Source organism: Neobacillus niacini, from assembly GCF_030817595.1.
GTDB classification, from domain to species: Bacteria; Bacillota; Bacilli; order Bacillales; family Cytobacillaceae; genus Neobacillus; species Neobacillus niacini_G.
Window position 1 is genome coordinate 2,864,654 of the sequence record NZ_JAUSZN010000001.1, and the last position, 21,148, is coordinate 2,885,801.

22 protein-coding genes are annotated in these 21,148 nt (G+C 37.2%); 5 read left to right on the plus strand and 17 right to left on the minus strand.

Annotated elements, in window-relative coordinates; translation table 11 throughout:
* Positions 1-507 carry a hemerythrin domain-containing protein gene (locus tag QFZ31_RS13640; RefSeq protein ID WP_307303559.1) on the minus strand — a complete coding sequence of 169 codons (507 nt, stop codon included), beginning with the start codon at positions 505-507 and terminating at the stop codon, positions 1-3.
* Positions 508-725: 218 nt separating this feature from the next.
* Between QFZ31_RS13640 and QFZ31_RS13645 the strand changes: the two genes are divergently transcribed.
* On the plus strand, positions 726-1,073 hold the full coding sequence (locus QFZ31_RS13645; protein ID WP_307303562.1) for a hypothetical protein: 348 nt from the start codon (positions 726-728) through the stop codon (positions 1,071-1,073).
* A 430-nt stretch (positions 1,074-1,503) separates the two neighbouring features.
* Here QFZ31_RS13645 and QFZ31_RS13650 read toward each other — a convergent pair whose 3' ends face one another.
* From QFZ31_RS13650 to QFZ31_RS13665, 4 genes are read right to left on the minus strand one after another with little or no spacing between them, the layout of a single operon-like run.
* On the minus strand, positions 1,504-1,788 hold the full coding sequence (locus QFZ31_RS13650) for a ferredoxin family protein (protein WP_063251520.1): 285 nt from the start codon (positions 1,786-1,788) through the stop codon (positions 1,504-1,506).
* Complete coding sequence (locus QFZ31_RS13655) at positions 1,788-3,083, minus strand: FAD-dependent oxidoreductase (RefSeq protein WP_179597528.1); 1,296 nt, start codon at positions 3,081-3,083, stop codon at positions 1,788-1,790. The genes QFZ31_RS13650 and QFZ31_RS13655 overlap by 1 nt, the downstream gene beginning before the upstream one ends.
* Positions 3,067-4,107, minus strand: coding sequence for an electron transfer flavoprotein subunit alpha/FixB family protein (locus QFZ31_RS13660; protein WP_307303565.1), 1,041 nt, complete (start codon positions 4,105-4,107; stop codon positions 3,067-3,069). Before QFZ31_RS13660 ends, QFZ31_RS13655 begins: the two co-directional genes overlap by 17 nt.
* Before the next feature lie 29 nt (positions 4,108-4,136).
* A complete protein-coding gene (locus tag QFZ31_RS13665; RefSeq protein WP_307303566.1) occupies positions 4,137-4,964 on the minus strand; it encodes an electron transfer flavoprotein subunit beta/FixA family protein in 828 nt (275 codons plus the stop codon).
* Positions 4,965-5,310: 346 nt separating this feature from the next.
* Here QFZ31_RS13665 and QFZ31_RS13670 point away from each other — a divergent pair, with 346 nt between their 5' ends.
* A complete protein-coding gene (locus tag QFZ31_RS13670) occupies positions 5,311-6,042 on the plus strand; it encodes a ZIP family metal transporter (RefSeq protein ID WP_179597535.1) in 732 nt (243 codons plus the stop codon).
* A gap of 14 nt (positions 6,043-6,056) precedes the next feature.
* On the opposite strand, the gene QFZ31_RS13675 is transcribed toward QFZ31_RS13670, so the two are convergent.
* The 5 genes from QFZ31_RS13675 to QFZ31_RS13695 form a co-directional block, all read right to left on the minus strand.
* Positions 6,057-6,293: an aspartyl-phosphate phosphatase Spo0E family protein gene (locus QFZ31_RS13675; protein ID WP_307303567.1), complete on the minus strand. Its 237-nt coding sequence runs from the start codon at positions 6,291-6,293 to the stop codon at positions 6,057-6,059.
* Between the two features lie 299 nt (positions 6,294-6,592).
* On the minus strand, positions 6,593-7,771 hold the full coding sequence (locus tag QFZ31_RS13680; RefSeq protein ID WP_307303568.1) for a pyridoxal phosphate-dependent aminotransferase: 1,179 nt from the start codon (positions 7,769-7,771) through the stop codon (positions 6,593-6,595).
* Between the two features lie 171 nt (positions 7,772-7,942).
* Positions 7,943-9,004: an ATP-binding protein gene (locus QFZ31_RS13685; protein ID WP_307303569.1), complete on the minus strand. Its 1,062-nt coding sequence runs from the start codon at positions 9,002-9,004 to the stop codon at positions 7,943-7,945.
* A 173-nt stretch (positions 9,005-9,177) separates the two neighbouring features.
* On the minus strand, positions 9,178-11,472 hold the full coding sequence (locus QFZ31_RS13690) for a thiamine pyrophosphate-dependent enzyme (RefSeq protein WP_307303570.1): 2,295 nt from the start codon (positions 11,470-11,472) through the stop codon (positions 9,178-9,180).
* Positions 11,472-12,485 (minus strand): 2-oxoacid:acceptor oxidoreductase family protein, encoded by a 1,014-nt coding sequence (locus QFZ31_RS13695; RefSeq protein WP_307303571.1) that lies wholly within the window; start codon positions 12,483-12,485, stop codon positions 11,472-11,474. The genes QFZ31_RS13690 and QFZ31_RS13695 overlap by 1 nt, the downstream gene beginning before the upstream one ends.
* A gap of 301 nt (positions 12,486-12,786) precedes the next feature.
* Here QFZ31_RS13695 and QFZ31_RS13700 point away from each other — a divergent pair, with 301 nt between their 5' ends.
* Positions 12,787-14,529, plus strand: coding sequence for a B12-binding domain-containing radical SAM protein (locus QFZ31_RS13700; RefSeq protein ID WP_307303572.1), 1,743 nt, complete (start codon positions 12,787-12,789; stop codon positions 14,527-14,529).
* Positions 14,530-14,554: 25 nt separating this feature from the next.
* Here QFZ31_RS13700 and QFZ31_RS13705 read toward each other — a convergent pair whose 3' ends face one another.
* Together QFZ31_RS13705 and QFZ31_RS13710 are read right to left on the minus strand one after the other, a co-directional pair.
* The gene (locus QFZ31_RS13705) at positions 14,555-14,689 is read right to left on the minus strand and encodes a hypothetical protein (protein WP_307303573.1); all 135 of its coding nucleotides are present in this window, start codon (positions 14,687-14,689) and stop codon (positions 14,555-14,557) included.
* Positions 14,689-14,850 (minus strand): hypothetical protein, encoded by a 162-nt coding sequence (locus QFZ31_RS13710; RefSeq protein WP_179597547.1) that lies wholly within the window; start codon positions 14,848-14,850, stop codon positions 14,689-14,691. Before QFZ31_RS13710 ends, QFZ31_RS13705 begins: the two co-directional genes overlap by 1 nt.
* 129 nt (positions 14,851-14,979) lie before the next feature.
* Here QFZ31_RS13710 and QFZ31_RS13715 point away from each other — a divergent pair, with 129 nt between their 5' ends.
* A complete protein-coding gene (locus QFZ31_RS13715) occupies positions 14,980-15,330 on the plus strand; it encodes a DUF3905 domain-containing protein (protein WP_179597549.1) in 351 nt (116 codons plus the stop codon).
* 115 nt (positions 15,331-15,445) lie between these two features.
* On the plus strand, positions 15,446-15,643 hold the full coding sequence (locus tag QFZ31_RS13720; protein WP_306072446.1) for an alpha/beta-type small acid-soluble spore protein: 198 nt from the start codon (positions 15,446-15,448) through the stop codon (positions 15,641-15,643).
* A gap of 44 nt (positions 15,644-15,687) precedes the next feature.
* Here the strand turns inward: QFZ31_RS13720 and QFZ31_RS13725 are convergent, their stop codons facing one another.
* The 5 genes from QFZ31_RS13725 to QFZ31_RS13745 form a co-directional block, all read right to left on the minus strand.
* Entirely contained in the window at positions 15,688-16,734 is a 1,047-nt protein-coding gene (locus QFZ31_RS13725; protein ID WP_307303574.1) for an anti-sigma factor domain-containing protein, read from the minus strand.
* Positions 16,731-17,477 carry an RNA polymerase sigma factor SigI gene (gene sigI, locus QFZ31_RS13730; protein WP_307303576.1) on the minus strand — a complete coding sequence of 249 codons (747 nt, stop codon included), beginning with the start codon at positions 17,475-17,477 and terminating at the stop codon, positions 16,731-16,733. Before sigI ends, QFZ31_RS13725 begins: the two co-directional genes overlap by 4 nt.
* A 155-nt stretch (positions 17,478-17,632) precedes the next feature.
* On the minus strand, positions 17,633-18,106 hold the full coding sequence (locus QFZ31_RS13735; protein ID WP_307303577.1) for a hypothetical protein: 474 nt from the start codon (positions 18,104-18,106) through the stop codon (positions 17,633-17,635).
* Positions 18,107-18,215: 109 nt separating this feature from the next.
* Complete coding sequence (locus QFZ31_RS13740; RefSeq protein ID WP_307303579.1) at positions 18,216-19,313, minus strand: SDR family oxidoreductase; 1,098 nt, start codon at positions 19,311-19,313, stop codon at positions 18,216-18,218.
* A 133-nt stretch (positions 19,314-19,446) separates the two neighbouring features.
* Positions 19,447-21,027 carry a peptide chain release factor 3 gene (locus QFZ31_RS13745; RefSeq protein WP_307303581.1) on the minus strand — a complete coding sequence of 527 codons (1,581 nt, stop codon included), beginning with the start codon at positions 21,025-21,027 and terminating at the stop codon, positions 19,447-19,449.
* Positions 21,028-21,148: the final 121 nt, after the last annotated feature.

A 21,148-nucleotide genomic window follows, 5' to 3' on the forward strand; every position in this document is an offset into this window, starting at 1 on the left:
TTATTTTATTTCCTGAATTTTTTGGTATAGTTCTTCTTTTTCATCATCTGACAGCATACGCTCAGCCATAGGGAAAAGGACATTTTCTTCTTTTGCAAAGTGTTCTGTTAGAATGAGATAAGCACTTTTGATTAATGCAGCCAAGTTCTTCTTTTCATCATCTGTTTGAGAGCTATTGGCATTCTTAAGAAATTCATGGATTTTCGCTTTGGCTTGATCATGCTCATATTCCATCACAGCAATCGGTCCAGAAGTCGTTCCAATATAAACGCCCATCATCGGAAATAGCACTCCCTCTTCTCGTTCAGAATGAGGGTCAAGTGCTGCTTTAAATTCCTTTACTTTACTAATCAACTCTACAAATTTTTCTTCATCATAACCAGCTTCGATTTGCTGTGTTAAATTGTATAATCCCTCTAATTGCGCCAATAATGGCGGATGCTCCGACTTTAATTGATGAATTCCTTTACTTAGATCTACAGGAGACATACCTCCAAAACTACTCATACAACCACTCATCTGTATACACCTCTTATTCATTTTCTTGTTTTTAGTATAAAAGCTGTCTTTCTATTTTGTTGTGACACCAATCACATAAATAAAAAAAATTAACAACCCTAAAATGGAAGCGTAATAAGTTTTCGAAAAATTTTAACATTTGTACTCAAAAAAACTAAAAAACTATCATATAATATAGTTAGAACATAAAAGGGAGGGCTATAATCATGAAAACACCTAATTATCATGACTTTTATCAAAAGGCATTGGTATCCATTGGTTACAACGACTTATTGGCACTAAAGGAATTCGAATCTTATGACTGTGATTCACCTTCGACTCATTGGCTTATTGCAGTTGAAGGTGAGCAGCTCCCACAGCTAAACATATATTTTCATTGGAAAGTAAGTATCTATCTGTCAAATGCTGAAGGTGACTTTAATTGGAAGAAACCTTTTTATTGTTCTCCTATAATGGAATCTATGGATAGTGCACATGAGCTTGCATGCTCATTGGTTACTTCAAGTAAACTAGATCAACTCTCCACCTTAACCCTACAAGAGAAAATAAGTTAACCCACAAAAATTACTCCCCTTTTGCTTCACCTTCTTTTTACCCTCACTTGTGAAAGAACCCACAAATAGTGATATCAAGCTGCATACTAATGAAAAATAGCTTTTCGATCCCTTGCAAAGCCACTTTGAGGATAGAATAACAGGGAATCCTACAAAAAAATATAAAGTTAAATTGGATTTTAGCAAGTGATGACGAGTATCCACGGGCTTTCATTGACCTTATGAGTGACCGCTCTTCCTTCTTCTTGCTATTTACGGGCTCTCATCAACCCTATGAGTAACCGTTCTTTCTTCTTTTAGCTATTCACGGTCACTCATCAACCCTATGAGTGACCGTTTTTCCTTGGTTTTGCTATTCACGGACTCTCATGTATCCTACAAGATAAAAATAAAAAGGTGTTGCTCATAATCGCAAGCAACACCTTTACTATTATGCTAGTCGAAAGACTATTCCATGTCCGCCTTTCGGATATTCCCATTTAATATTTTGGTACGGGCAGCCAATTCTGCAGCTTCCACATTCGTGGCAGCCTTCATAACCAACCTGCATCCGTAATCCTTCCCATTTGTACACTTCCGCAGGGCAGAAAATGGTGCAAATCTTATCCGGGCATTTTGTCATGCAGATATCATTGTCCATAACAGTTAGATGGGATTTCGTATCAGCTTTAAAACGAAGAAGGTACTGTTTTTCTTCGATATTCTTAGTTGACATTATTTCACCGCCTTCCAAGCTCGATAAATATCTTGTATCACCTTAAATGTTCCTCTTTCTGCCGTTACACTCTTCATAATTTCTTTCTGCTTATCACGTTTTGGTGTTCCGTCTACTGTAAAGAATTTGCTCATAGCCTTGTTCATCATTGGAACATATTCTTTAAAATATTGTGGGTTGTTTTCAAATGTGTGTGTAGCGTCTTTATATTTCTCTAAATCTTTGATTATGAAACTATCATAAAGCTTTTGACGGTAAAGATTTAAACTAGACTCAGAGAAGTCTCCACGGTGCTTCGCCTCAATTACGGTCTCTGCAGCCAGTAAGCCAGAGTGCATTGCCATGTTCGAGCCTTCACGGTGGATTGCGTTAACAAGCTGTGCAGCGTCACCAACTACCACTACACCGTTTCCAGCAACCTTTGGTACTGAACGATATCCTCCCTCTGGAATGAGGTGGGCAAGATACTCTGCTGACTCTCCACCTGCCAGCATTGGCTTAACCATTGGATGTGTTTTTAGATAGTCTAAAAGATCATAAGGCTTCATTTTTGATTTGATCATACTTGATAGAGTTGTACCTACCCCTATATTCAAACTATCCTTATTCGTATATAAAAATGCTGTTCCAAGATTCCCTTTTGTTGAATCACCAAATATTTCAATCGTACAGCCTTGATTATCTTCTAAGTTAAATCGATCATTAATTTTTTCTTTTGGTAAATTAATAACTTCCATTACGGTCAGAGCCACTTCATCAGGGCGGAATTCCTTATGGAATCCTAACTGCTTTGAGAGCAGTGAATTTACCCCATCTGCCAGGACAACAACGTCAGCATAGACTTCACCATTCGGACGGTCCGTACGGACACCAATCACTTTGCCGTTTTCAACAATACATTCTGTTACAACGGTTTCATTGATTAACAATGCCCCTGCTTCAACCGCTTTTTTTGCAAACCACTGGTCAAATTGCGCTCGTAATACTGTGAAGTTATTATATGGTTCAACACCCCATTCAAGTCCTTTGTAACCAAATTGAACGACTGATTCCTTATCCATCATCCAAAAACGCTGCTCGATAACAGGTCTTTCAAGTGGAGCTTCCTTCCAAAATTCTGGAATTAACTCTTCCATTTGCTTCCGATACAACACCCCGCCCATTACGTTTTTGCTTCCAGGATATTCTCCTCTTTCAATAAGCAGTACGTTTAAGCCCTTTTGAGCACATACAAGTGCGCAAGAAGTTCCTGCTGGTCCTGCACCAACAACAATAACATCAAATTTTTCTGGCATAGCTTATTTCACCACCTTTTTCAGTTCGTAGCTGTTTAAATTGTTGTATTAATTTCGGGACAATTTCCAATGCATCTCCTACAATCCCGTATGTGGCTACATCAAATATCGGTGCATTTGGATCCTTATTGATGGCGATAATCAAATCTGAGTTTTTCATACCTACTACATGCTGGATAGCCCCGGACAAAGCAATCGCAAAATATATTTTTGGGGTTACGGTTTCACCAGTCTGGCCAATTTGCAACTCATGCGGTAACCATCCTGCTTCAACCACATCTCTTGTACCGCCGACAGTTGCTCCAATCGTATCAGCTAGTTCATAAAGTATTTGGAAGTTTTGTACATCTCCCATTCCTTTACCACCACAGACAATAACATGTGCATCAGCTAAATTTGCCTTTTTTGTTACGTCATTCACAATTTGCAGTACTTTTGTGCGCATATCTTCTTCTCTTAGCGTAATGCTTTCCTCAATTATTTTCCCCGTTCTTCCTGTATCTGGCTCAAGAGCCTTCATTACCTTAGGTCTTACAGTCGCCATTTGCGGCCGATGCTTTTTACAGAGAATCGTTGCCATAATATTACCGCCAAATGCAGGACGACTAGCTTCAAGTAAACGGTTATCTACGTCAACATCGAGCATGGTGGTGTCAGCAGTCAGACCTGTAACCAAATCAGTTGCCACAGCACTGGCTAAATCTTTTCCATTTGGTGTTGCCCCGTAAAGAATAATTTCTGGCTTGTATTTTGGTACAAGCTGCATAACACCCTTCATGTAGGATTCTGTCCGATAATCTTTCAAAACCGGATGGTCAACAAGGTATACTTCATCTGCACCATATGCAATTACTTGGTTAGCCAATGGTTTAATTCCGCTCCCAAGTAAAAAACCAGCCAATGGAACTTGTAATTTATCAGCCAGCTTTCTGCCCGCTCCAAGCAATTCGAGTGAAACTCCTTCAATTTTACCGCCATTTTGTTCAATGAAGACCCAAACGCCACGGTAATCATCAAAATTCATGTAAACCCCTCCTCAGCAAAGAATAATCTTTATTGTTTAGATGACTGTAATGTTAATACGTCTTTTTGCTCCAGCAAGATATCCATGAGTTGGTTAACCTGCTCATCTGGAGAGCCTTCAATTTTTTTCCCGCCTTCAGGACGAGGAGGAGTGAACATTTTTCCAACGATTGTTGGCGATCCTTTTAGTCCAAGCTGTACACGGTCCACATTTTCAAGATCACTAACAGCCCAAATTACCGGTTCATATCTTGCAGCTTTAATCATATTTGGCATGGGTGAATATTCGATCTGGTTTATTTCCTTTTCAACGGTCAGAAGGCATGGCATTTCTGCTTGAATTAATTCATAGCCGTTGGATAATTTTCTTTTGATTAACACCGTTTTTTCTTCTAAATTGACTTCAGTTACTTCAATTACATTGGTTACCGGTGGAATATCCAACCTTCTGGCAATACCAGGTCCTACCTGACCAGTGTCTCCATCAATGGCATGCTTGCCGCAAATAATCATATCAACAGGAATTTCCTTGTTGATTTTTTCTAATGCTTTAAATAAGGCATAGCTGGTTGCAAGTGTATCAGCCCCAGCAAAAGCACGGTCCGTAATCAAATATCCCCGGTCCGCACCTATCTCAATACTTTTCTTAATCACTGCGGTTGCTTGCGGCGGTCCCATCGACAAAACTGAGATCGTACCGCCGGTCTTTTCACGAATGCTTACAGCTTCTTGTACAGCATGAGCATCATAAGGATTCAAAATGGCTGGTGCGCTTCGTCGGTCGAGTGTGTTTGTTTTGGGATTGATTTTAATGATTTTTGTATCTGGTACTTGTTTTACACATACGACAATGTGCATGTAGTACTTTCCCTCCCCCATTTTTGCTATGTTTGTTTTGAAAGCGTTCGCCTTCCTTGGTTATAAAAAATGCCATATTACGATATATGTATCGCAACACAAGCATAGTACCAAACAATGATAGAATTCTTTTGTTAAAATTGATAAATTTAAGGTATGTGGTAAAGTCTAGGAGTATAAGGGTAGAAGATTTTCATGATGAAAATGAATAGTAAAAAATAATAGAACTAATTTAACTATAAGAAATATTCGGATATAAACAATGATAAAAATCACAGTTTCTGTCTAACTATGTAGTTAATTTTATTTATTACTATTTTTAATAGATGAAAGGTTTGAGGCTGGTATGATAGAAGTGTTTGTAGGAAGTGTTCTTTCTGCTTTATCAACGGGTGCAGGTGCTCTAATCATTCTTTTTATCAATCAGTCCCTTACACACCGGTGGAAGGATATACTCTTGGCTTTTAGCGCTGGAATTATGATGGCTGCATCTACAATTGGGTTAATACCAGAGGCTATGAAGCTGGGTGGTTTTGTTTCACTTTCAATCGGAGTATTCTTTGGGGTTTTAGCATTAACCACTCTCGAAAAAAAAATTCCTCATATTGACCTCGAACACAATCAGTATGGAATTAAATTTGACGAAAAGGCAATGTTAATCATTGCAGCAATAACTCTGCACAATATTCCAGAAGGTATGTCTGTCGGTGTCAGCTATGCTTCGCAAACAGAGGACACGGGGAATTTAATCGCACTTGCGATTGGGTTTCAGAATGCACCAGAAGGCCTTCTTGTTGCACTGTTTTTACTCAATCAAAGATTAAGCAAATTTAAGGCCTTTTTACTGGCAACTCTAACGGGTGCAATTGAAATTGTTACATCTTTTATTGGGTTTTATTTAACTTCATTTGTACAAGGGCTTGTCCCCTATGGTCTTTCTTTTGCGGCTGGAGCGATGTTGTTTATTATTTATAAAGAGTTAATCCCAGAAAGCCATGGAGATGGCAATGAACGAGTTTCAACTTATGCATTTATTACTGGTCTATTAGTAATGGTCTTGTTAATAGACATTTTTTAAGACTCATGTGATTCTTAAACAAATACTTTCGGCCAAATCATAACCATCTGATTAAAAGCAAACCTCACTTCTTCGTTTGGCCTTGAAAATTGCTGAGCTGCTCTCTGATACTCATTTATTAAAACATCTAATTCTTGGCTGTATTTTATCGTTTCTTCACTTGTGAAGCCTTTTTTATTTGCACAATTTATCATCATTGCACGTTTAACTTTTATTGCGTTAAGCATCTCAGAAGGGTTATAACTTTCCATATTCACTCTCTCCACCTACTCCTTACTCTTTTACACTAAACTGCTAAAAAATTGATTACTTGATGAATTATGACAAGATTTTAGTCAAAAGTAAACACTTTCGCAAAAGTAGACAAAACAAGCATTTTATTGCATTTTTCGACAGGATTCTCATGTTTTTCTTTGCTGATACGACAATTTTCATGCTATTTTTGATAATGTTTTAGTAAATATATTTACTAAAACACACAAAAAAAACTGGCTTCTTAACAGCCAGTTTTTAAGAATTATCGATAAATTTCTTTTTTTTATTCCGCAGTCTATTTTTTGAAAATTGCTAATTCACTAATTCTTTTTACTGCTTCTCCTAAACGTTCCTCACTTGTGAGCAAACCAACCCGGACAAAGCCTTCACCCAGTTCACCAAATGCAATCCCAGGTGCCACAGCAATATGTGCTTGTTCTAGGAGGATATCTGCAAATTCAGTTGAAGTAAACCCTTCAGGTACCTTTAGCCAAGCAAAAAATGATCCCTTTGGCGCTGTCACATTCCAGCCAAGAGAACGAAGCCCATCTATTAATACATTTCTCCTGCGCTCATAGAGATGATTCAATTCACGAACACATTCCTGCGGACCCGTTAAAGCTTCTGCTGCTGCCTCCTGAATACCGCCAAATATACTGCAATATAGATGGTCTTGTAAAAGCTCCACGGCTGAAATAACACTGCTATTCCCTACGGCGAATCCGACACGCCACCCTGCCATGTTGTAGGTTTTCGAAAGAGTATATATTTCTATACCAACTTCTTTAGCTCCCTCAATTTGTAAAAAGCTCAACGGCACCTTTCCATCATAACCTATTGCTCCGTAAGCAAAATCGTGGACCACACAAATATCATTTTGACTGGCTAGTTGGACCGTTTCCTCAAAAAACTCCTTAGTTGCTGCAGCACCGGTTGGGTTATTTGGATAATTAAGAAACATTAATTTTGCACTTTCAATTGCATCAGAAGGTAATTCGCTATAATCTGGCAGAAAACTATTTTTTTCCCTTAGTGGCATCGTAATCATCTCTGCTTTTGCCAGCGCCACTCCAGATAGATAATCAGGATATCCTGGATCGGGTACCAACATAATATCACCAGGATTTAATAGGCATTGTGGGATCTCTACTAATCCTGCCTTACCCCCAAACAAAATAGCCACTTCACTATCTGGATCAATGGTTACATCATATTCTCGTTTGTAAAAATCCGCTGCCGCCTGCTTTAAATATCGATAACCCTGAAAAGGAGAATACTTATGGTTCACAGGGTTGGCAGCAGCCTCCTGCATTTTTTTTACGATATGTTGCGGGGTTGCTTGATCAGGATTACCTTGTCCTAAGTTAATAACATCATAGCCTGCTTCAATGTATTTCCCTACTTTTTTCACTAATGAAGCAAAAAACTGTTTCGGAAGATTATTTAAAGTTTGGGAAGTTGAAAATTGTTTCATCATTACACCTGCTTTTAATTCATTCATTTTATAGTTGAATTCTAGTCACAAATGATATAACTTTTAGGACAGCTTGTAAAGAAAAAATTCAGAAATTTCAAATCGAGGTGTAGTTGGGTGAAATTTTGTACTAACCAAAAAAACCACTTCCAATAATCGGCAGTGGTTTTCCTAACTATTTACCAAATGATTTAATGGTAACTTAATCCTAAACAAAGTTCCTATTCCCTCTTCACTTTCAACTTCAATACTTCCATTATGTTCCTCGATAATTCGATAACTGACCATCAATCCAAGCCCAGTACCTTTTTCTTTTGTGGTATAAAACGGTTCTCCAAGTTTTTTAATTTTATCCTTTGGAATTCCCGTTCCTTGATCACGAATGGATATCTGAATAAATTGGTCCTTAATAGAATTTATCGCAATAGTAATTTTCCCACCGTTCGGCATTACTTCAATTGCGTTTTTAATAATATTAATAAAGACCTTTTTTAATTGGTTGGGTTCACAATAAACGTATGGTAATTGTTCTTCATAATGAGTTTGGAATTGAACATTGTACAGCACAGCCTGAGCACTTAATAAATCTACAATTTCCCTCATTATTTGCCTAATGTCATTCTCTTGAAATCTAATTTCCTGAGGCTTTGCCAAGAATAAGAATTCATTAATAATAGAATCAATTCTCGCTAACTCAGAGGTAATAACATCGTAATACATAGCGTGTTCAGCTTTTATTGTTGGCTCTAGTAATTGAATAAACCCCTTCAAAGCAGTCATAGGATTTCTTATTTCATGGGCAATTCCCGCAGCAAGCTCACCAATAACATTTAACCGATCTGATTTTCTTAGCTGTTCCTGCAGCTCAGCTTTTTCAGTTACATCTATAATAACAGTAAGATTCATTCCATCGATAATTCCACGCTTTGTGGAGTAATCAAAGTGTCTAACTCCCCCGTCAATCCCTTCAATCACCATAGATGAACATTCTTTGCCATTATTCGTTACCTGCTTAATATGATTCAGTATTTCCTGTCTTTTTTCATTTAAATGACTAAATAAATCTAGTACGGATTGTCCCACCAGCTTATCTTTTGAACGCCCAAATATTTTTATTGCAGAACAATTGATATCGACAATTTGGTACAAGTCATTCCATAAAATAAGTCCGTCTAAGGAATCTTCAAATATCCTTCTGAATTTTTGTTCACTTTTAAGTAATGCCTTTTCCATTAAAACACCAGCCCTATAAAACCCAAAATAAGGTAATAGCAATTTTCCTATATTTTATATTATAATATAAAATCCTTTTTACTTGACAAAAAAATATTAACAATATTAGTAATTCTGTTGGAAAATGAACAGAAAAAGGTAAAGCGCAATTTTTGCGCTTCACCTTTTTTCACCTAAAGGAATGGATTTTCGTGCTTTGCTTTTAGGCGCTGCCATCTTTTTTCTACTTCTGCTTCGAATTCTTCTAAAATAGGTTTGTTTTCTTCTTTTAGTAGATGTTTTGTTTTACCCATGTATTTAAGCCATTCAGAAATAGCTACTCGTTTGTTTTTATCTTCTGGATTGTACGTAATGCTTGTAACACCCTGTTCGACCTCATACAGCGGGAAGAAGCAAGAATTTACGGCCTGCTCCAATATCGTTGCACCATAGCGGTCTTCCGATTTCCAGTTAAGCGGACAGGTAATAAGAATTTTCCCATAAACCGTTCCTACATTTTGTGCGTACCATTGAGCCTTCGCACCCTTTTTAATTAAGTCTTGCGGGAACGCTTCAGCACCTGTAAATACGTAAGGAATATTGGTTGCCGCCATAATTTGCGCGGTATCCTTATGATGGAATCCTTTTCCCTTTCGTACCTTACCAACACCAGATGTGCTTGTCATATGACCAATTGGTGTAGAATAAGACATTTGTGAGCCTGTATTCATATATCCTTCATTATCATATTCAAGCATTATTAGCTTATGACCACGAAGGGCTGTACCAATCGCAGAACCCATTCCGATGTCCATACCGCCGTCTCCGGTAATCATTACAAACGTTGCATCATCAGAAACTTCAATTTCACCACGGCGTTTTAATTCAAGGAATGCTTCTAATGTTCCCGATAGCGTAGCAGCCCCATTTTGAAATAGGTTGTGGATCATCGTTTGTTTATGAGAACTATTCGGATAAGAAGTGGTCGTTACATAGGCACAGCCTGTTTGGAATAATGTGACGATATCCCCTTCTATCCCTTTAAAGAATAGTTCTAATCCCGCAAATATACCGCATCCTGGACATGCTCCGTGGCCGGAAGCAATTCGCTTAGGCTTACCAGTTAGTGCACGAAGCGGCGGTATTTTAACCTTAAGTTTATTTGTTTCTTCATCCATTCTTACATCTATTAAACCAGATTTGTACACATCACCATGCTGTGGTGTAATCACAGGCTTAAGCATTTTTTCTGGCTTACCTGGAACATGTCCATAATAATCAAATGGTTTTTCAGCAAACCCTTTTTCCATCGCTTCAATGGTCATATCGAAAAATTTCTCAGCGTCACTTGCGTAGAAATCCTTACCTCCAAGACCAAAAACACGGCTAAGAACGATAGTTTGGTTATTTCTATCTTCTTGAATTGCTGATTTTACTTCATGGGTTAAATTCGGTCCATTTGCACCATATGAATCTGCCCGCTCGCCCACTAATAATGCTTTTACATTTTTAAGAGCTTCACGGATTTCTTTCGCTGGGAAAGGACGAATGATATTTGGGCTGATAACCCCCACCTTAATCCCTCGTGCACGTAATTGGTCCACAACATCTTTTGCCGATTCTGCAGCAGAGTTTAATAAGAATAATGCAACCTCTGCATCTTCCATTTTGTATAAATCTAATACGGGGTATTCACGGCCAGAAATGCGGGCATATTCTGCCGCAACCTCTCTAAATACCTCGCCAGCAGCATAAATAGCATCAGATTGTTGGAAATGGTTGTTGATTAGATCATCACCATTCATATGTGCACCAATCGTAACTGGCTTTTTGGGATCTCTAGCAAAATGATAATCTGTTGGACACTCACCTACAAATTGTTGTACCACTTTTCTTTCTTTAAAGTATTGTACTCGACGCTTCTGATGCGAAGTAAAAAAACCATCGTAGGCCACGATAACTGGCAAGCGTACTTTAGAATGTTCTGCAATTTTAAGAGCCATAATATTCATATCATAGACAGCCTGTGGAGTTCTAGCTGTTAAGATTACCCATCCTGTATTTAACGCAAAGTAAAGGTCAGAATGATCTCCTCTTATATCAAGAGGTCCGCTGACTGAACGCGTAACAAGGTTCATTACCATTGGAAAACGAGTTCCTGCTTGAACAGGAAGCTGTTCAATCATATATAGGAGTCCATTTGCACTAGTTGCATTAAATACCCTGGCACCAGTAGCAGCTGCACCATAGCAAATACCGGCTGACCCATGTTCACCATCTGCTGGGATTAACTTAATATCATGCTCGCCGCGGGCTTGCATTTGGTCTAAAAATTGCGCTACTTCAGTAGAAGGCGTAATTGGAAAATAACCCATAATGTGATAATTGATTTGTGCTGCTGCCATTGCAGCCATTTCATTTCCTGATTCAAAGGTTGAGAGCTGCTCAGCGACAGCCAAACTAGTAATTTTATCCTCCAGCATTGCCATTACGAAATCCCTCCTGCTATATACGGAAAGTTCTGTTTTACGCGATTAGCTTCTGCATACCCAATCATTTCACGAAGATCTCCAAGTGCATCAGTTGGACAAGCCTCTACGCATTTTAGACAGCCCTTACAATATTGATAATCAATCCCTTTGAGGAACATTTGCTTCCTGCCCTTTTTATCCTCGCCTGCTTCCCAAACAAAGCAATAATCTGGACAGACATTATCACAAGCAGCACAATGGATACATTTATCCTTTAGTAACTCTGGAAGGAATCCTTGTCTAGATCCACTTAAATCTTTCATAATACTATTGGCTTGAGTTGTCATAACTCCGCCAAGTTCTTGTGTCAAATATCCTAATTGTGGCAGTGGACGCGTAAAACTTTTTCCTTCTGCACTCTCGGGGACTTCATATGTTTTAAATTGAACTTCTTTAAACCCGCGATCGAATGTACGTATATTAGGTTCAACCAGATGTGGGTATTTCTTTTCAAAGGTTTTTCGAATGACGTTTCTCATTGAATCAGGGTCTAGAAAATCACAAATACGATATAAAGCACCCAGCATTGCTGTATTCACTTTCGTTTTTTCCTCAACCGCAATCGTTAAGGCATCAACTATAGCAAGTGTTCCATATTCTAATTTTAAATCTCTTCTAACTTCATCAAACTCTCTTGCAGTGTTCACAAGAGCAATACCATCAGCATTCAAACCACTGACAACATCAACAGTTTTATATAGTGCTTCATGAAAAACGGCAACAATATGCGGCTGCTCAATGGGGCTGTGATCTCTTATTTCAACTTCTGGTTCACAATAACGAGTAAAGCTTTTAACAGGTGACCCTTTCTTTTCGGAGCCATATGATGAAAAGTTAGATCCATTCAACCCTAGACCTAGTACTCCTGCCTCAGCAAGCATTTTTCCGGCTAAGTTTGCTCCAAGACCCCCTATTGATTCGAGACGAATCTCAAAGAACCCAAGCTCATTTTTCATCGGTAAAATAGACATAGTGTCCCTCCCCTTCTTGTTCAAAAAGACTGAAAATACATATAATATAAATTCCCCTCATTTATTGTAGGACATATGTTTTTTTTACGCTGTGACAAAAATCAAACATCATTAAAAAATTCTATAACACTTTAAAAATAACCAAAAAAACGCTAATTTATATGGATTTATTCGTAAAAATAATTGTATAACAGGGAATTCGCTGTGGTATAACAGAAATATCATACTGCTTCTGTTATCGCTTTTTTCAATAATGGGGTATAATATACTATTGTTTTAATTTTTTCGAAGGAGTTTTATAATGAACGTTATTTGCAGTACCTTAAATGCTAAATATATACATACGAATTTAGCCATTCGTTACCTAAAGGCTTTTGCAGCTCCAGAATTCAATATCCAGCTGAAGGAATATACAATTAAAGATCCCGCCATGAACATCGTATCAGACCTCTATCAGCAAAAACCAAAAATCATCGGCTTTAGCTGTTACATTTGGAACATTGAAGAAACGATTAAAGTGGTTAATATGCTGAAAAAGATTGACCCTTCTATCCAAATTGTTTTAGGTGGACCTGAAGTTACTTATGATACTGTAGAATGGATGGAAAAACTTCCAAGTGTGGACTTTATTATTATTGGCGAAGGAGAACATTCATTTAAACAGTTACTTACGGAAATGAATGGTGAAGGAGATTATAGAAACGTCCACGGAATCGCCTACCGTGAAAATGGAAAAGTAAGAGTTACCCCTCAGATGAACAAACTCGATCTAAAAGAACTTCCATCTCCATACAGATTTCCTGAAGATGTTGCTCATTTAGGAAAGCGTGTCACTTATATAGAGACAAGCAGAGGATGTCCATTTAACTGTCAATTTTGTCTTTCTTCCATTGAAGTAGGAGTACGCTATTTTGACAGAGAGAAAATTAAGGATGATATCCGATATTTAATGGCAAACGGGGCCAAAACCATTAAATTTGTTGACCGTACTTTTAATATTAGCAGGAGCTATGCAATGGAAATGTTTCGGTTCTTAATAGATGAACATCTGCCAGGAACAGTTTTTCAATTTGAGATTACGGCCGATATCATGAGACCTGAGGTTATCGAGTTTTTGAATAATGAAGCCCCTAAAGGACTCTTCCGTTTTGAGATTGGTGTACAATCAACCAATGATTATACGAATGAACTTGTAATGAGGAAACAAAATTTTGAAAAATTGACTAGAACCGTGACAATGGTGAAGGACGGCGGGAAAATAGATCAGCACCTTGATTTAATTGCAGGGCTGCCAGAGGAAGACTACTCTTCATTTCGTAAAACGTTTAATGATGTCTTTGAACTTCGTCCAGAAGAACTGCAATTAGGTTTTTTAAAAATGTTAAGAGGAACGGGACTAAGACTCCGTGCAGCTGACCATAACTATATTTATATGGATCAATCGCCTTATGAGATTCTGGGGAATAATGTCTTGCCATTTAATGATATTCTCAGAATAAAACAAGTGGAGGATGTTTTAGAAAAATATTGGAATGATCATCGAATGAATCATACAATTGAATATTTAGTAACGAAGGTGTTTCCTTCACCATTTGACTTTTTTCAGGAGTTTGGAGGATTTTGGGATAAGCAGGGATGGTCGAGAATTGGACACCAATTAGAAGATTTATTCCGAAGATTGTTCTCCTTTTTAGAATCGAAATCCGTAAGCGATCTTGACATCATTTCTGGTCTGATGAAATATGATTATTTAATTAATCATAAGTACAAGCCACGGAAACCATGGTGGGAACAAAGCTCTAATAAACAGACGAGAACAGAAATATATAAACAAGTAGTAGACAATCCATCACATCTTGGGCATGAATATTTGGATTTAGCGCTTGATGAGAAAGATTTATATAAGCATACCATGATTGAGGATTTGTCTTTTGATCTTTCCGTCTACTTAACATCAGGCAAAATTGTAAAAATCCAAACTTATTTATTGGCTTATTTCGATCCAGCAAATAAAGGAACGATTATTTTTCCATTTAAAGTTTAAAAAATAGCCGGCTGTTTCAGCCGGCTTATTTTTCTTTATTCGAACGTTTTTTATCGCTATTTCTCGCCTGTAGCACTTCATATAACTTTGTTCCATTTACGTCACCAAATTCAATGCTGAATTCTTCACGTGTGTTTTGTACAGTTTTTTTCTCTTTCATTAGCTTCTTCCTTTTTTACCAAGCTTTGAATTTCGGTTTTGAACACGAATGGCATCCTCAGTACCAGCATATTCTGCTGAAAACTCACTTTCCTGAACATTTTTATGTGGAGTTTTTGAATATTTATTTACTGCGTCATGTTCTGCTTTACGCTTAGCCATTCTTTTCATCCTCCCTTTTTTGTGTTACACCATTAGTTTTTACAAAAGAGGAAATTCAATCACTTCCTTATTTTTCATAAATAAATTTGTTCATCCAGAGAAAAATAAAGAAAAATAGGAGTGAGGAAAATGACTAAAGAAAACAAAGAAACAGATGAAAATCTAACGATTAACGAAACAATGCCGCATCAGATAAATGCCCCAAGTTTTGAAGGCACTGGAATCAAAATGCAGCCGCCTTTTGTAAATGAACATGGCGTAGTAATTGGAGACAGTGAATATTCCTCTCCCAATTCACCATTAGAGAACTGGACGGAAGACACTGACCCAGAAATTATGGCAGGGGATGAATGGGTTCACCCGACAAACGATATCGGCTGGAATACTACAGAAAATCGGGAACTGCTCGAAAGCAAAAAAAAACCTAAAGCATATCCTTTTATGCACCCAACCATAGACGTTAGCAAAGGGACTGACTAATTTGTTTATAACGTTCCAAATCCGCAAAACATTTCCACTTATTAAAATAGTTATTTGAATCATAATACAAATACAGAGAAAAAATCTCTGTATAGATAACAAGGAGTTGAAAATAATGGCTAACAGCAGCAATAAATTATTAGTTCCAGGAATAGAGCAATACCTTGATCAAGTTAAATATGAAATAGCCCAAGAGTTTGGGGTTAATTTAGGGTCTGATACAGTGTCCCGTGCAAATGGTTCTGTTGGCGGCGAAATCACGAAAAGATTAGTAAAATCTGCGCAAGCTCAAATGGCAGGGCAACAACAATAATTTAACTGAATAAACATGGAAAAAGTCCGGCATTTTTGCCGGACTTATTTTTTGCCATTTTTCTCTTGTTTGGCAGGTTTATTTTGATTATTGGTTTTCGATTTTTCTTGCTTGTTGTTCGCTCCAAGATTAACTTGATTTCGATTACCTTTGTCCGTGCCATCTTTGTTTAATCCAGGTGGAGTCTGCTTCCCATTACCTTGCTCTGTTGGTATTGAATGGTTATCTTGGCTATTATCATCCTGGTTTTGGTACACCTGTGGATTACCATTTTCATTTTTGTTATCTTGGTCTAGTTTGTTTTGCTGACCAGGTGGCAGCGCTGTAGTTGAAGAAGACTCTGTCGGAGTAATGTCTGTTGGTTTTGCTATCTCCTTTTTTATTTGTTTATCTTTTTCTTTTGTCTGCTTTTTTTGTGCAGAGTTATTTTTATTTCTATGATAGACACCTACCGGAATACCTGATTCTTGGGCCTTTTCTACTTCGTCCTCAGTACTTGTATACATTGTTAATACTACAAGATTTTTATCCACTTTTTGTTTAATTTGCTGGATATTCTCCTGAAGTTTTGCTGTCCCAGCCTCTTTTAGCTCATCCGTTTTAACTGTTGAAATAACAACTGGCTCAGCTTGGGTTATATGCCCCTCTTCTTTTAACTCTGTTAATATTATTGAAGTTAACTCAGAAGCATCCATTTTCTTCCAATTATCTAGTTCTGAGATAACTTTTTTTGCTTCATGATTAAATCCCTTTAATTCAACTACCTGCATATCCTTATTTAATCCCAATTCCATCCTAGTGCCAGCATCAATAGACATATAAGCATAAGCTTTATTACTTTGATAAACTGGGATAATTGACCCTAAACATATCATCAGAACCGCCATCGTCATCCAAACTGTTTTTAAAGTAAAAAAGTTTTTAAATGATTTAGTCTTCTTGCTATGAAGATAATCAGTAACAGGAAAAAAATCTATTTCTTCCCCTATAGAATAAATTCTATCCATTTTGCGGGCACGCAAAAACTCTCCATCAGAAGTTAACAACGTCAAATAAGGATCATTAACTTCGATTATAACTCCCCTTCTCATGTCTCTAGCACCCCCTTTAAATAATCGTTTAAATAAACATAATCACTTGATAATATTAGTGCAATCGCAATAATATATTTCCGGTTTCGTTCAATCGTCTTCCTGCTGACATTCACCATTTTTTCTAGCTGCTTTATAGGAAGACGTTTTTTCTCATATAACGAATCCATTAATTCCCTATTTTCAACTAATAGCTTCGCTACTTTGATAGCGTTCTCCCTGGCATCCGCATGCTTTGGTGAATTCTCAACTAAATCGCTGAAGCTCAAATCAAATGAAGTTAATAGAGTTTGAAATTGAATAATTTCTTCCTTCCTAATTTCTTCGTCAGTCTTTTTCTTATATTCCTCAAGTGATAGCTCGTTTACAATTACCATGCCCGCTGATTCTTCCTCAAATGATGAATAGGTTAAGTCAATGCTGACATGTTGGTTTTTCGTTTGCTTTCGTATATAATCAATGACTCTTCGTTTTATAATCACTTCGGCAAAACTAAGAACGGAACTGCCCTTCTCAGCTGAATATTTCTCAATTGCCTCATTAAATGCAATAAGACCAATACTAAATTCATCGTCAGTTTCATAAATATATCGTTTACATACTGAAGACACACTTTTAGCAATAAATGGTTTATAAGCCTCTATAATATCATTAAGTAAAGAGTGGTCACCCTGTTGAATTAATCGTACCGACTCCTCTAAAGTACGCTTTTTATTTTTGGTTAAAAACAATAAACCTAGCATTGCCTCACCTCTCTATTCAACCAATTATACCATAAGTATGATAGATTTGATTTTGTAGGTTCTGGCAACGGTACTTCCAATAAAGAAATACGAATAATAATCGTCCTTTGTGGGGGCATCAAAATAAATATCATTAAAAAAACTCCAAATCTGTGTTAGATTTGAAGCCTCTTTTCGCGAAGCTGTAATATCCTTTTTATTAAATAACCAATAAATACCCCTGGGATCACAAAGGACATTGGTAAAAAAACAGGACCTGGATGAACATTAAAAATCGTCACCTTCGGGGAAATCATTAAACCTACTGTGACAAAATAAGCGGAAAATACAAAAGGTAAATATGAGTACTTTTCCTCTGCCGGCATTGCTGAACGATAACCATCCCACATTGCAAACATATATACACAAGGGTAAAACATTAGCCACTGATAATTTAGGGTTGATTCAGCTTTTTTGATTTCACCTAGGAAACTGTACATAATCGCACTATTAAAATGACTGTTCGCATTTATTATAAATTCTAGTATCACAAAGAAAATACCTTTGATGTACTGACCACTTAATAGCTGACTGAATCCTGGAAAGGCTATACTCCATAATACTGCTTCTAATTTACTCATTTTTTTCATTTCTCTATCTCGCTTCTACTGTAAGTTACTTCCAAGTTAGTTTTACCAGTAAACGTCCGAATAAACGAAGAATATAAGAAATATTTTTGATTACTCTCTATGCATTAAATCATAATATGTGTATCTGATAGTTCGGATTATCCTTTTGTTCTAAGTAAAATGCTGTCATAGCCTTTACACCATCCTTAAAATCAGGGCATCTTATTCCTGATTCCTTTAAATCATTCACAGCTTGAGTACAATCAAAATGACCCGTCCATGTAAAATAATCCAGTGCTTCTTTTTCAACCCCTAAATATTTTCTCATCGGCTTTATTGAAAGAAACCCTTTGCCAACTGATAATGGGAGGGTGCCGATAGGTTTTTTGTTTAGCAGTTCCTCCATCAAAATTATATAAATTTCAGAAGCACGATAAGGACGAGGATCGGTTAAGTGATAGGTCTTACCGATACCATTTTCGAAAAAACTGAGATATGTTGTGGCTTGAATGATATAGTCAATCGGGACCAAATTAACATACGCTTCTCCTTTTCCCAATTTCGGAAGGATTGGGAGGAATTTTAATTTCTCCGAAAAGTTCATTATAAAGTATGGACCATCAAACTTTATCGTTTCTCCTGTTTGTGAATGACCTTTAACAATCCCAGGCCGAATAATGGTAATGGGGACTTCTTCTTTAAGTTTTTCAACCAAAACTTCAGCCTCATATTTTGTTTCTTCATAATGATTTTTAAAACTAGTGGGACGAATAAGCTCAGTCTCGTAAAGGATCCCCTCACGTTCTCCCACTACATATGCCGTACTAAAATAGACATAACGTTTTAATTGAGTCAGCCCTCGTACCCACTTATTCACATTATTGGTGCCATCCACATTAATTCTAAAAGCAATATCCCCAGGTACTGCCAAATCAAAGATAGCTGCAAGATGAAAAACATGGGTTACCCTTTCATTTAGAATTTCTTGGGTTTCGTCAGAGATCAATAGTGATGGCTGGGTGATGTCACCTTCTATAAGGATAAATAAGTCGTCCTGCAGACCTAGTTCTGTAATAATAGCATGTCGTTCTTTTCTTGCTTTATCCATCATACTTTGAAGAACAAGTACATAAACAATCCCTTTCAATTCATTCTTTTTCAAAACTTCTCTAATTAATTGGTTACAAATATAACCTGGAAATCCCGTAAAAAAATACCCATTGTTCATGACTATCCCTCCCAAAAATGTTCTATCGAATCTTGTACTAATTGTATGTTGTTCTAAAAATAATAGCAAAGATATTAGTCTGAATTTTCTGTATTTTTAATTTAAAAAAATGACGGGAATAATCCCGCCAATCCTACTCGTGCTGATCCATAGGGTTATAAAGCTTCACGTCTGGATTTTTTTCTTGGAACCAACGAAGCGCAAAGTCATTTTCAAATAAAAAGACATAATGATCAAAGCGATCCTTTACAAGCAGACTTCTAGAACTCGAGAGATTTTCATCAACAACATCTCCTTCTATCCATCTGCCAATTTTAGAACCAATTCGTTCCATCAATACCTCTGCATTGTATTCATTTCTCATTCGATGTTCAAAAACCTCAAATTGCAGCTGTCCAACCGCACCTAACAGGTAATCATCTGTTTTGACTGTTTTGTACAGTTGAATGGCACCTTCCTGAACCAGCTGTTGAATCCCTTTATAAAATGATTTTTGTTTCATTACATTTTTTGCAGAAACCCTAACAAAAAGCTCTGGTGTAAATTGAGGCAGTCTTTCAAATTGAAAATTATCTTTACCTGCAGTTATGGTATCACCAATTTGGTAAGTACCAGTATCATAGAGACCAATAATGTCCCCGCTGACAGCCTCATCCACCGTGTTTCTTTCCTCAGCCATAAAAGAAGTGGATTGAGAAAGCTTAATCTGTTTACCTAAGCGTGGTATATTTACCGTCATTCCTCGTTCAAATTTACCTGAACAAATACGGACGAAAGCAATCCTGTCACGATGGGCTGGGTTCATGTTTGCCTGAATTTTAAAGACAAATCCTGAAAACTGTTCAGCAAGCGGATTAATTTCTCCTATCGATGAATTTCGAGCCATCGGAGCAGGAGCAAATTGCAGGTATGTCTCTAAAAAGGTTTGGACCCCAAAAGTTGTTAACGCAGAGCCAAAGAAAACCGGGGTAATCTTACCATCTGCAACTTTTTCAGGAGAGAAATCATTACCAGCCTCATTTAAAAGCATAATCTCTTCCAGCGTTTGGTCATAAAGTCCAGAAGCCTTTAATGGATGTTCTCCTTCTATTTCCCCTTCACTATTTAATGATATGAAACGGTCTTCCTCATTTACTCTAAATTGTTCAATTCGATTGTAATAACGGTCATAAATCCCAAGAAACTCTTTGCCCATCCCAATTGGCCAGTTCATCGGATATGACTCAATTCCAAGAACCTCTTCTAATTCAGCAAGGAGCTCTAAGGGCGCTTTCCCCTGACGGTCCAGCTTATTAATAAAAGTAAAAATTGGAATTCCACGCATCCGGCATACTTTAAATAGCTTTAACGTTTGTTCCTCAATCCCTTTAGCAGAATCGATAATCATAACTGCACTATCAACAGCCATTAACGTACGATACGTATCTTCACTGAAATCCTGGTGTCCTGGAGTGTCCAAAATATTGACACGAAAATCATTATAATCAAATTGCATAACGCTGGACGTAACAGAGATTCCACGTTGCTTTTCAATTTCCATCCAGTCACTTGTCGCAAACTTACCTGTTTTTTTAGCTTTTACCGTACCAGCGTCACGAATCGCTCCGCCGAATAATAATAATTTTTCTGTTAATGTTGTTTTCCCGGCATCCGGGTGAGATATAATCGCAAAGGTTCTACGCGATAATACCTCTTCTTTAAAATTGTTACCCATTTCAAATTCCTCTCTTTTTGTCAATCCAAAAATTTTTCTCGTACCCTTAATCTTATAGTCTTGCGGTCAAATTTGCAATCCTTTAATAATAATCCAATTGGAAATCTATTTCCACCCATTC

Excerpts from the sequence above, each read along its gene's own strand:
- QFZ31_RS13640 (WP_307303559.1), bottom strand. The coding sequence starts at position 507 with ATGAGTAGTTTTGGAGGTATGTCTCCTGTAGATCTAAGTAAAGGAATT.
- QFZ31_RS13645 (WP_307303562.1), top strand. The coding sequence starts at position 726 with ATGAAAACACCTAATTATCATGACTTTTATCAAAAGGCATTGGTATCC.
- QFZ31_RS13650 (WP_063251520.1), bottom strand. The coding sequence starts at position 1,788 with ATGTCAACTAAGAATATCGAAGAAAAACAGTACCTTCTTCGTTTTAAA.
- QFZ31_RS13655 (WP_179597528.1), bottom strand. The coding sequence starts at position 3,083 with ATGCCAGAAAAATTTGATGTTATTGTTGTTGGTGCAGGACCAGCAGGA.
- QFZ31_RS13660 (WP_307303565.1), bottom strand. The coding sequence starts at position 4,107 with ATGAATTTTGATGATTACCGTGGCGTTTGGGTCTTCATTGAACAAAAT.
- QFZ31_RS13665 (WP_307303566.1), bottom strand. The coding sequence starts at position 4,964 with ATGCACATTGTCGTATGTGTAAAACAAGTACCAGATACAAAAATCATT.
- QFZ31_RS13670 (WP_179597535.1), top strand. The coding sequence starts at position 5,311 with ATGATAGAAGTGTTTGTAGGAAGTGTTCTTTCTGCTTTATCAACGGGT.
- QFZ31_RS13675 (WP_307303567.1), bottom strand. The coding sequence starts at position 6,293 with ATGGAAAGTTATAACCCTTCTGAGATGCTTAACGCAATAAAAGTTAAA.
- QFZ31_RS13680 (WP_307303568.1), bottom strand. The coding sequence starts at position 7,771 with ATGAAACAATTTTCAACTTCCCAAACTTTAAATAATCTTCCGAAACAG.
- QFZ31_RS13685 (WP_307303569.1), bottom strand. The coding sequence starts at position 9,004 with ATGGAAAAGGCATTACTTAAAAGTGAACAAAAATTCAGAAGGATATTT.
- QFZ31_RS13690 (WP_307303570.1), bottom strand. The coding sequence starts at position 11,472 with ATGGCAATGCTGGAGGATAAAATTACTAGTTTGGCTGTCGCTGAGCAG.
- QFZ31_RS13695 (WP_307303571.1), bottom strand. The coding sequence starts at position 12,485 with ATGTCTATTTTACCGATGAAAAATGAGCTTGGGTTCTTTGAGATTCGT.
- QFZ31_RS13700 (WP_307303572.1), top strand. The coding sequence starts at position 12,787 with ATGAACGTTATTTGCAGTACCTTAAATGCTAAATATATACATACGAAT.
- QFZ31_RS13705 (WP_307303573.1), bottom strand. The coding sequence starts at position 14,689 with ATGAAAGAGAAAAAAACTGTACAAAACACACGTGAAGAATTCAGCATT.
- QFZ31_RS13710 (WP_179597547.1), bottom strand. The coding sequence starts at position 14,850 with ATGGCTAAGCGTAAAGCAGAACATGACGCAGTAAATAAATATTCAAAA.
- QFZ31_RS13715 (WP_179597549.1), top strand. The coding sequence starts at position 14,980 with ATGACTAAAGAAAACAAAGAAACAGATGAAAATCTAACGATTAACGAA.
- QFZ31_RS13720 (WP_306072446.1), top strand. The coding sequence starts at position 15,446 with ATGGCTAACAGCAGCAATAAATTATTAGTTCCAGGAATAGAGCAATAC.
- QFZ31_RS13725 (WP_307303574.1), bottom strand. The coding sequence starts at position 16,734 with ATGAGAAGGGGAGTTATAATCGAAGTTAATGATCCTTATTTGACGTTG.
- sigI (WP_307303576.1), bottom strand. The coding sequence starts at position 17,477 with ATGCTAGGTTTATTGTTTTTAACCAAAAATAAAAAGCGTACTTTAGAG.
- QFZ31_RS13735 (WP_307303577.1), bottom strand. The coding sequence starts at position 18,106 with ATGAAAAAAATGAGTAAATTAGAAGCAGTATTATGGAGTATAGCCTTT.
- QFZ31_RS13740 (WP_307303579.1), bottom strand. The coding sequence starts at position 19,313 with ATGAACAATGGGTATTTTTTTACGGGATTTCCAGGTTATATTTGTAAC.
- QFZ31_RS13745 (WP_307303581.1), bottom strand. The coding sequence starts at position 21,027 with ATGGGTAACAATTTTAAAGAAGAGGTATTATCGCGTAGAACCTTTGCG.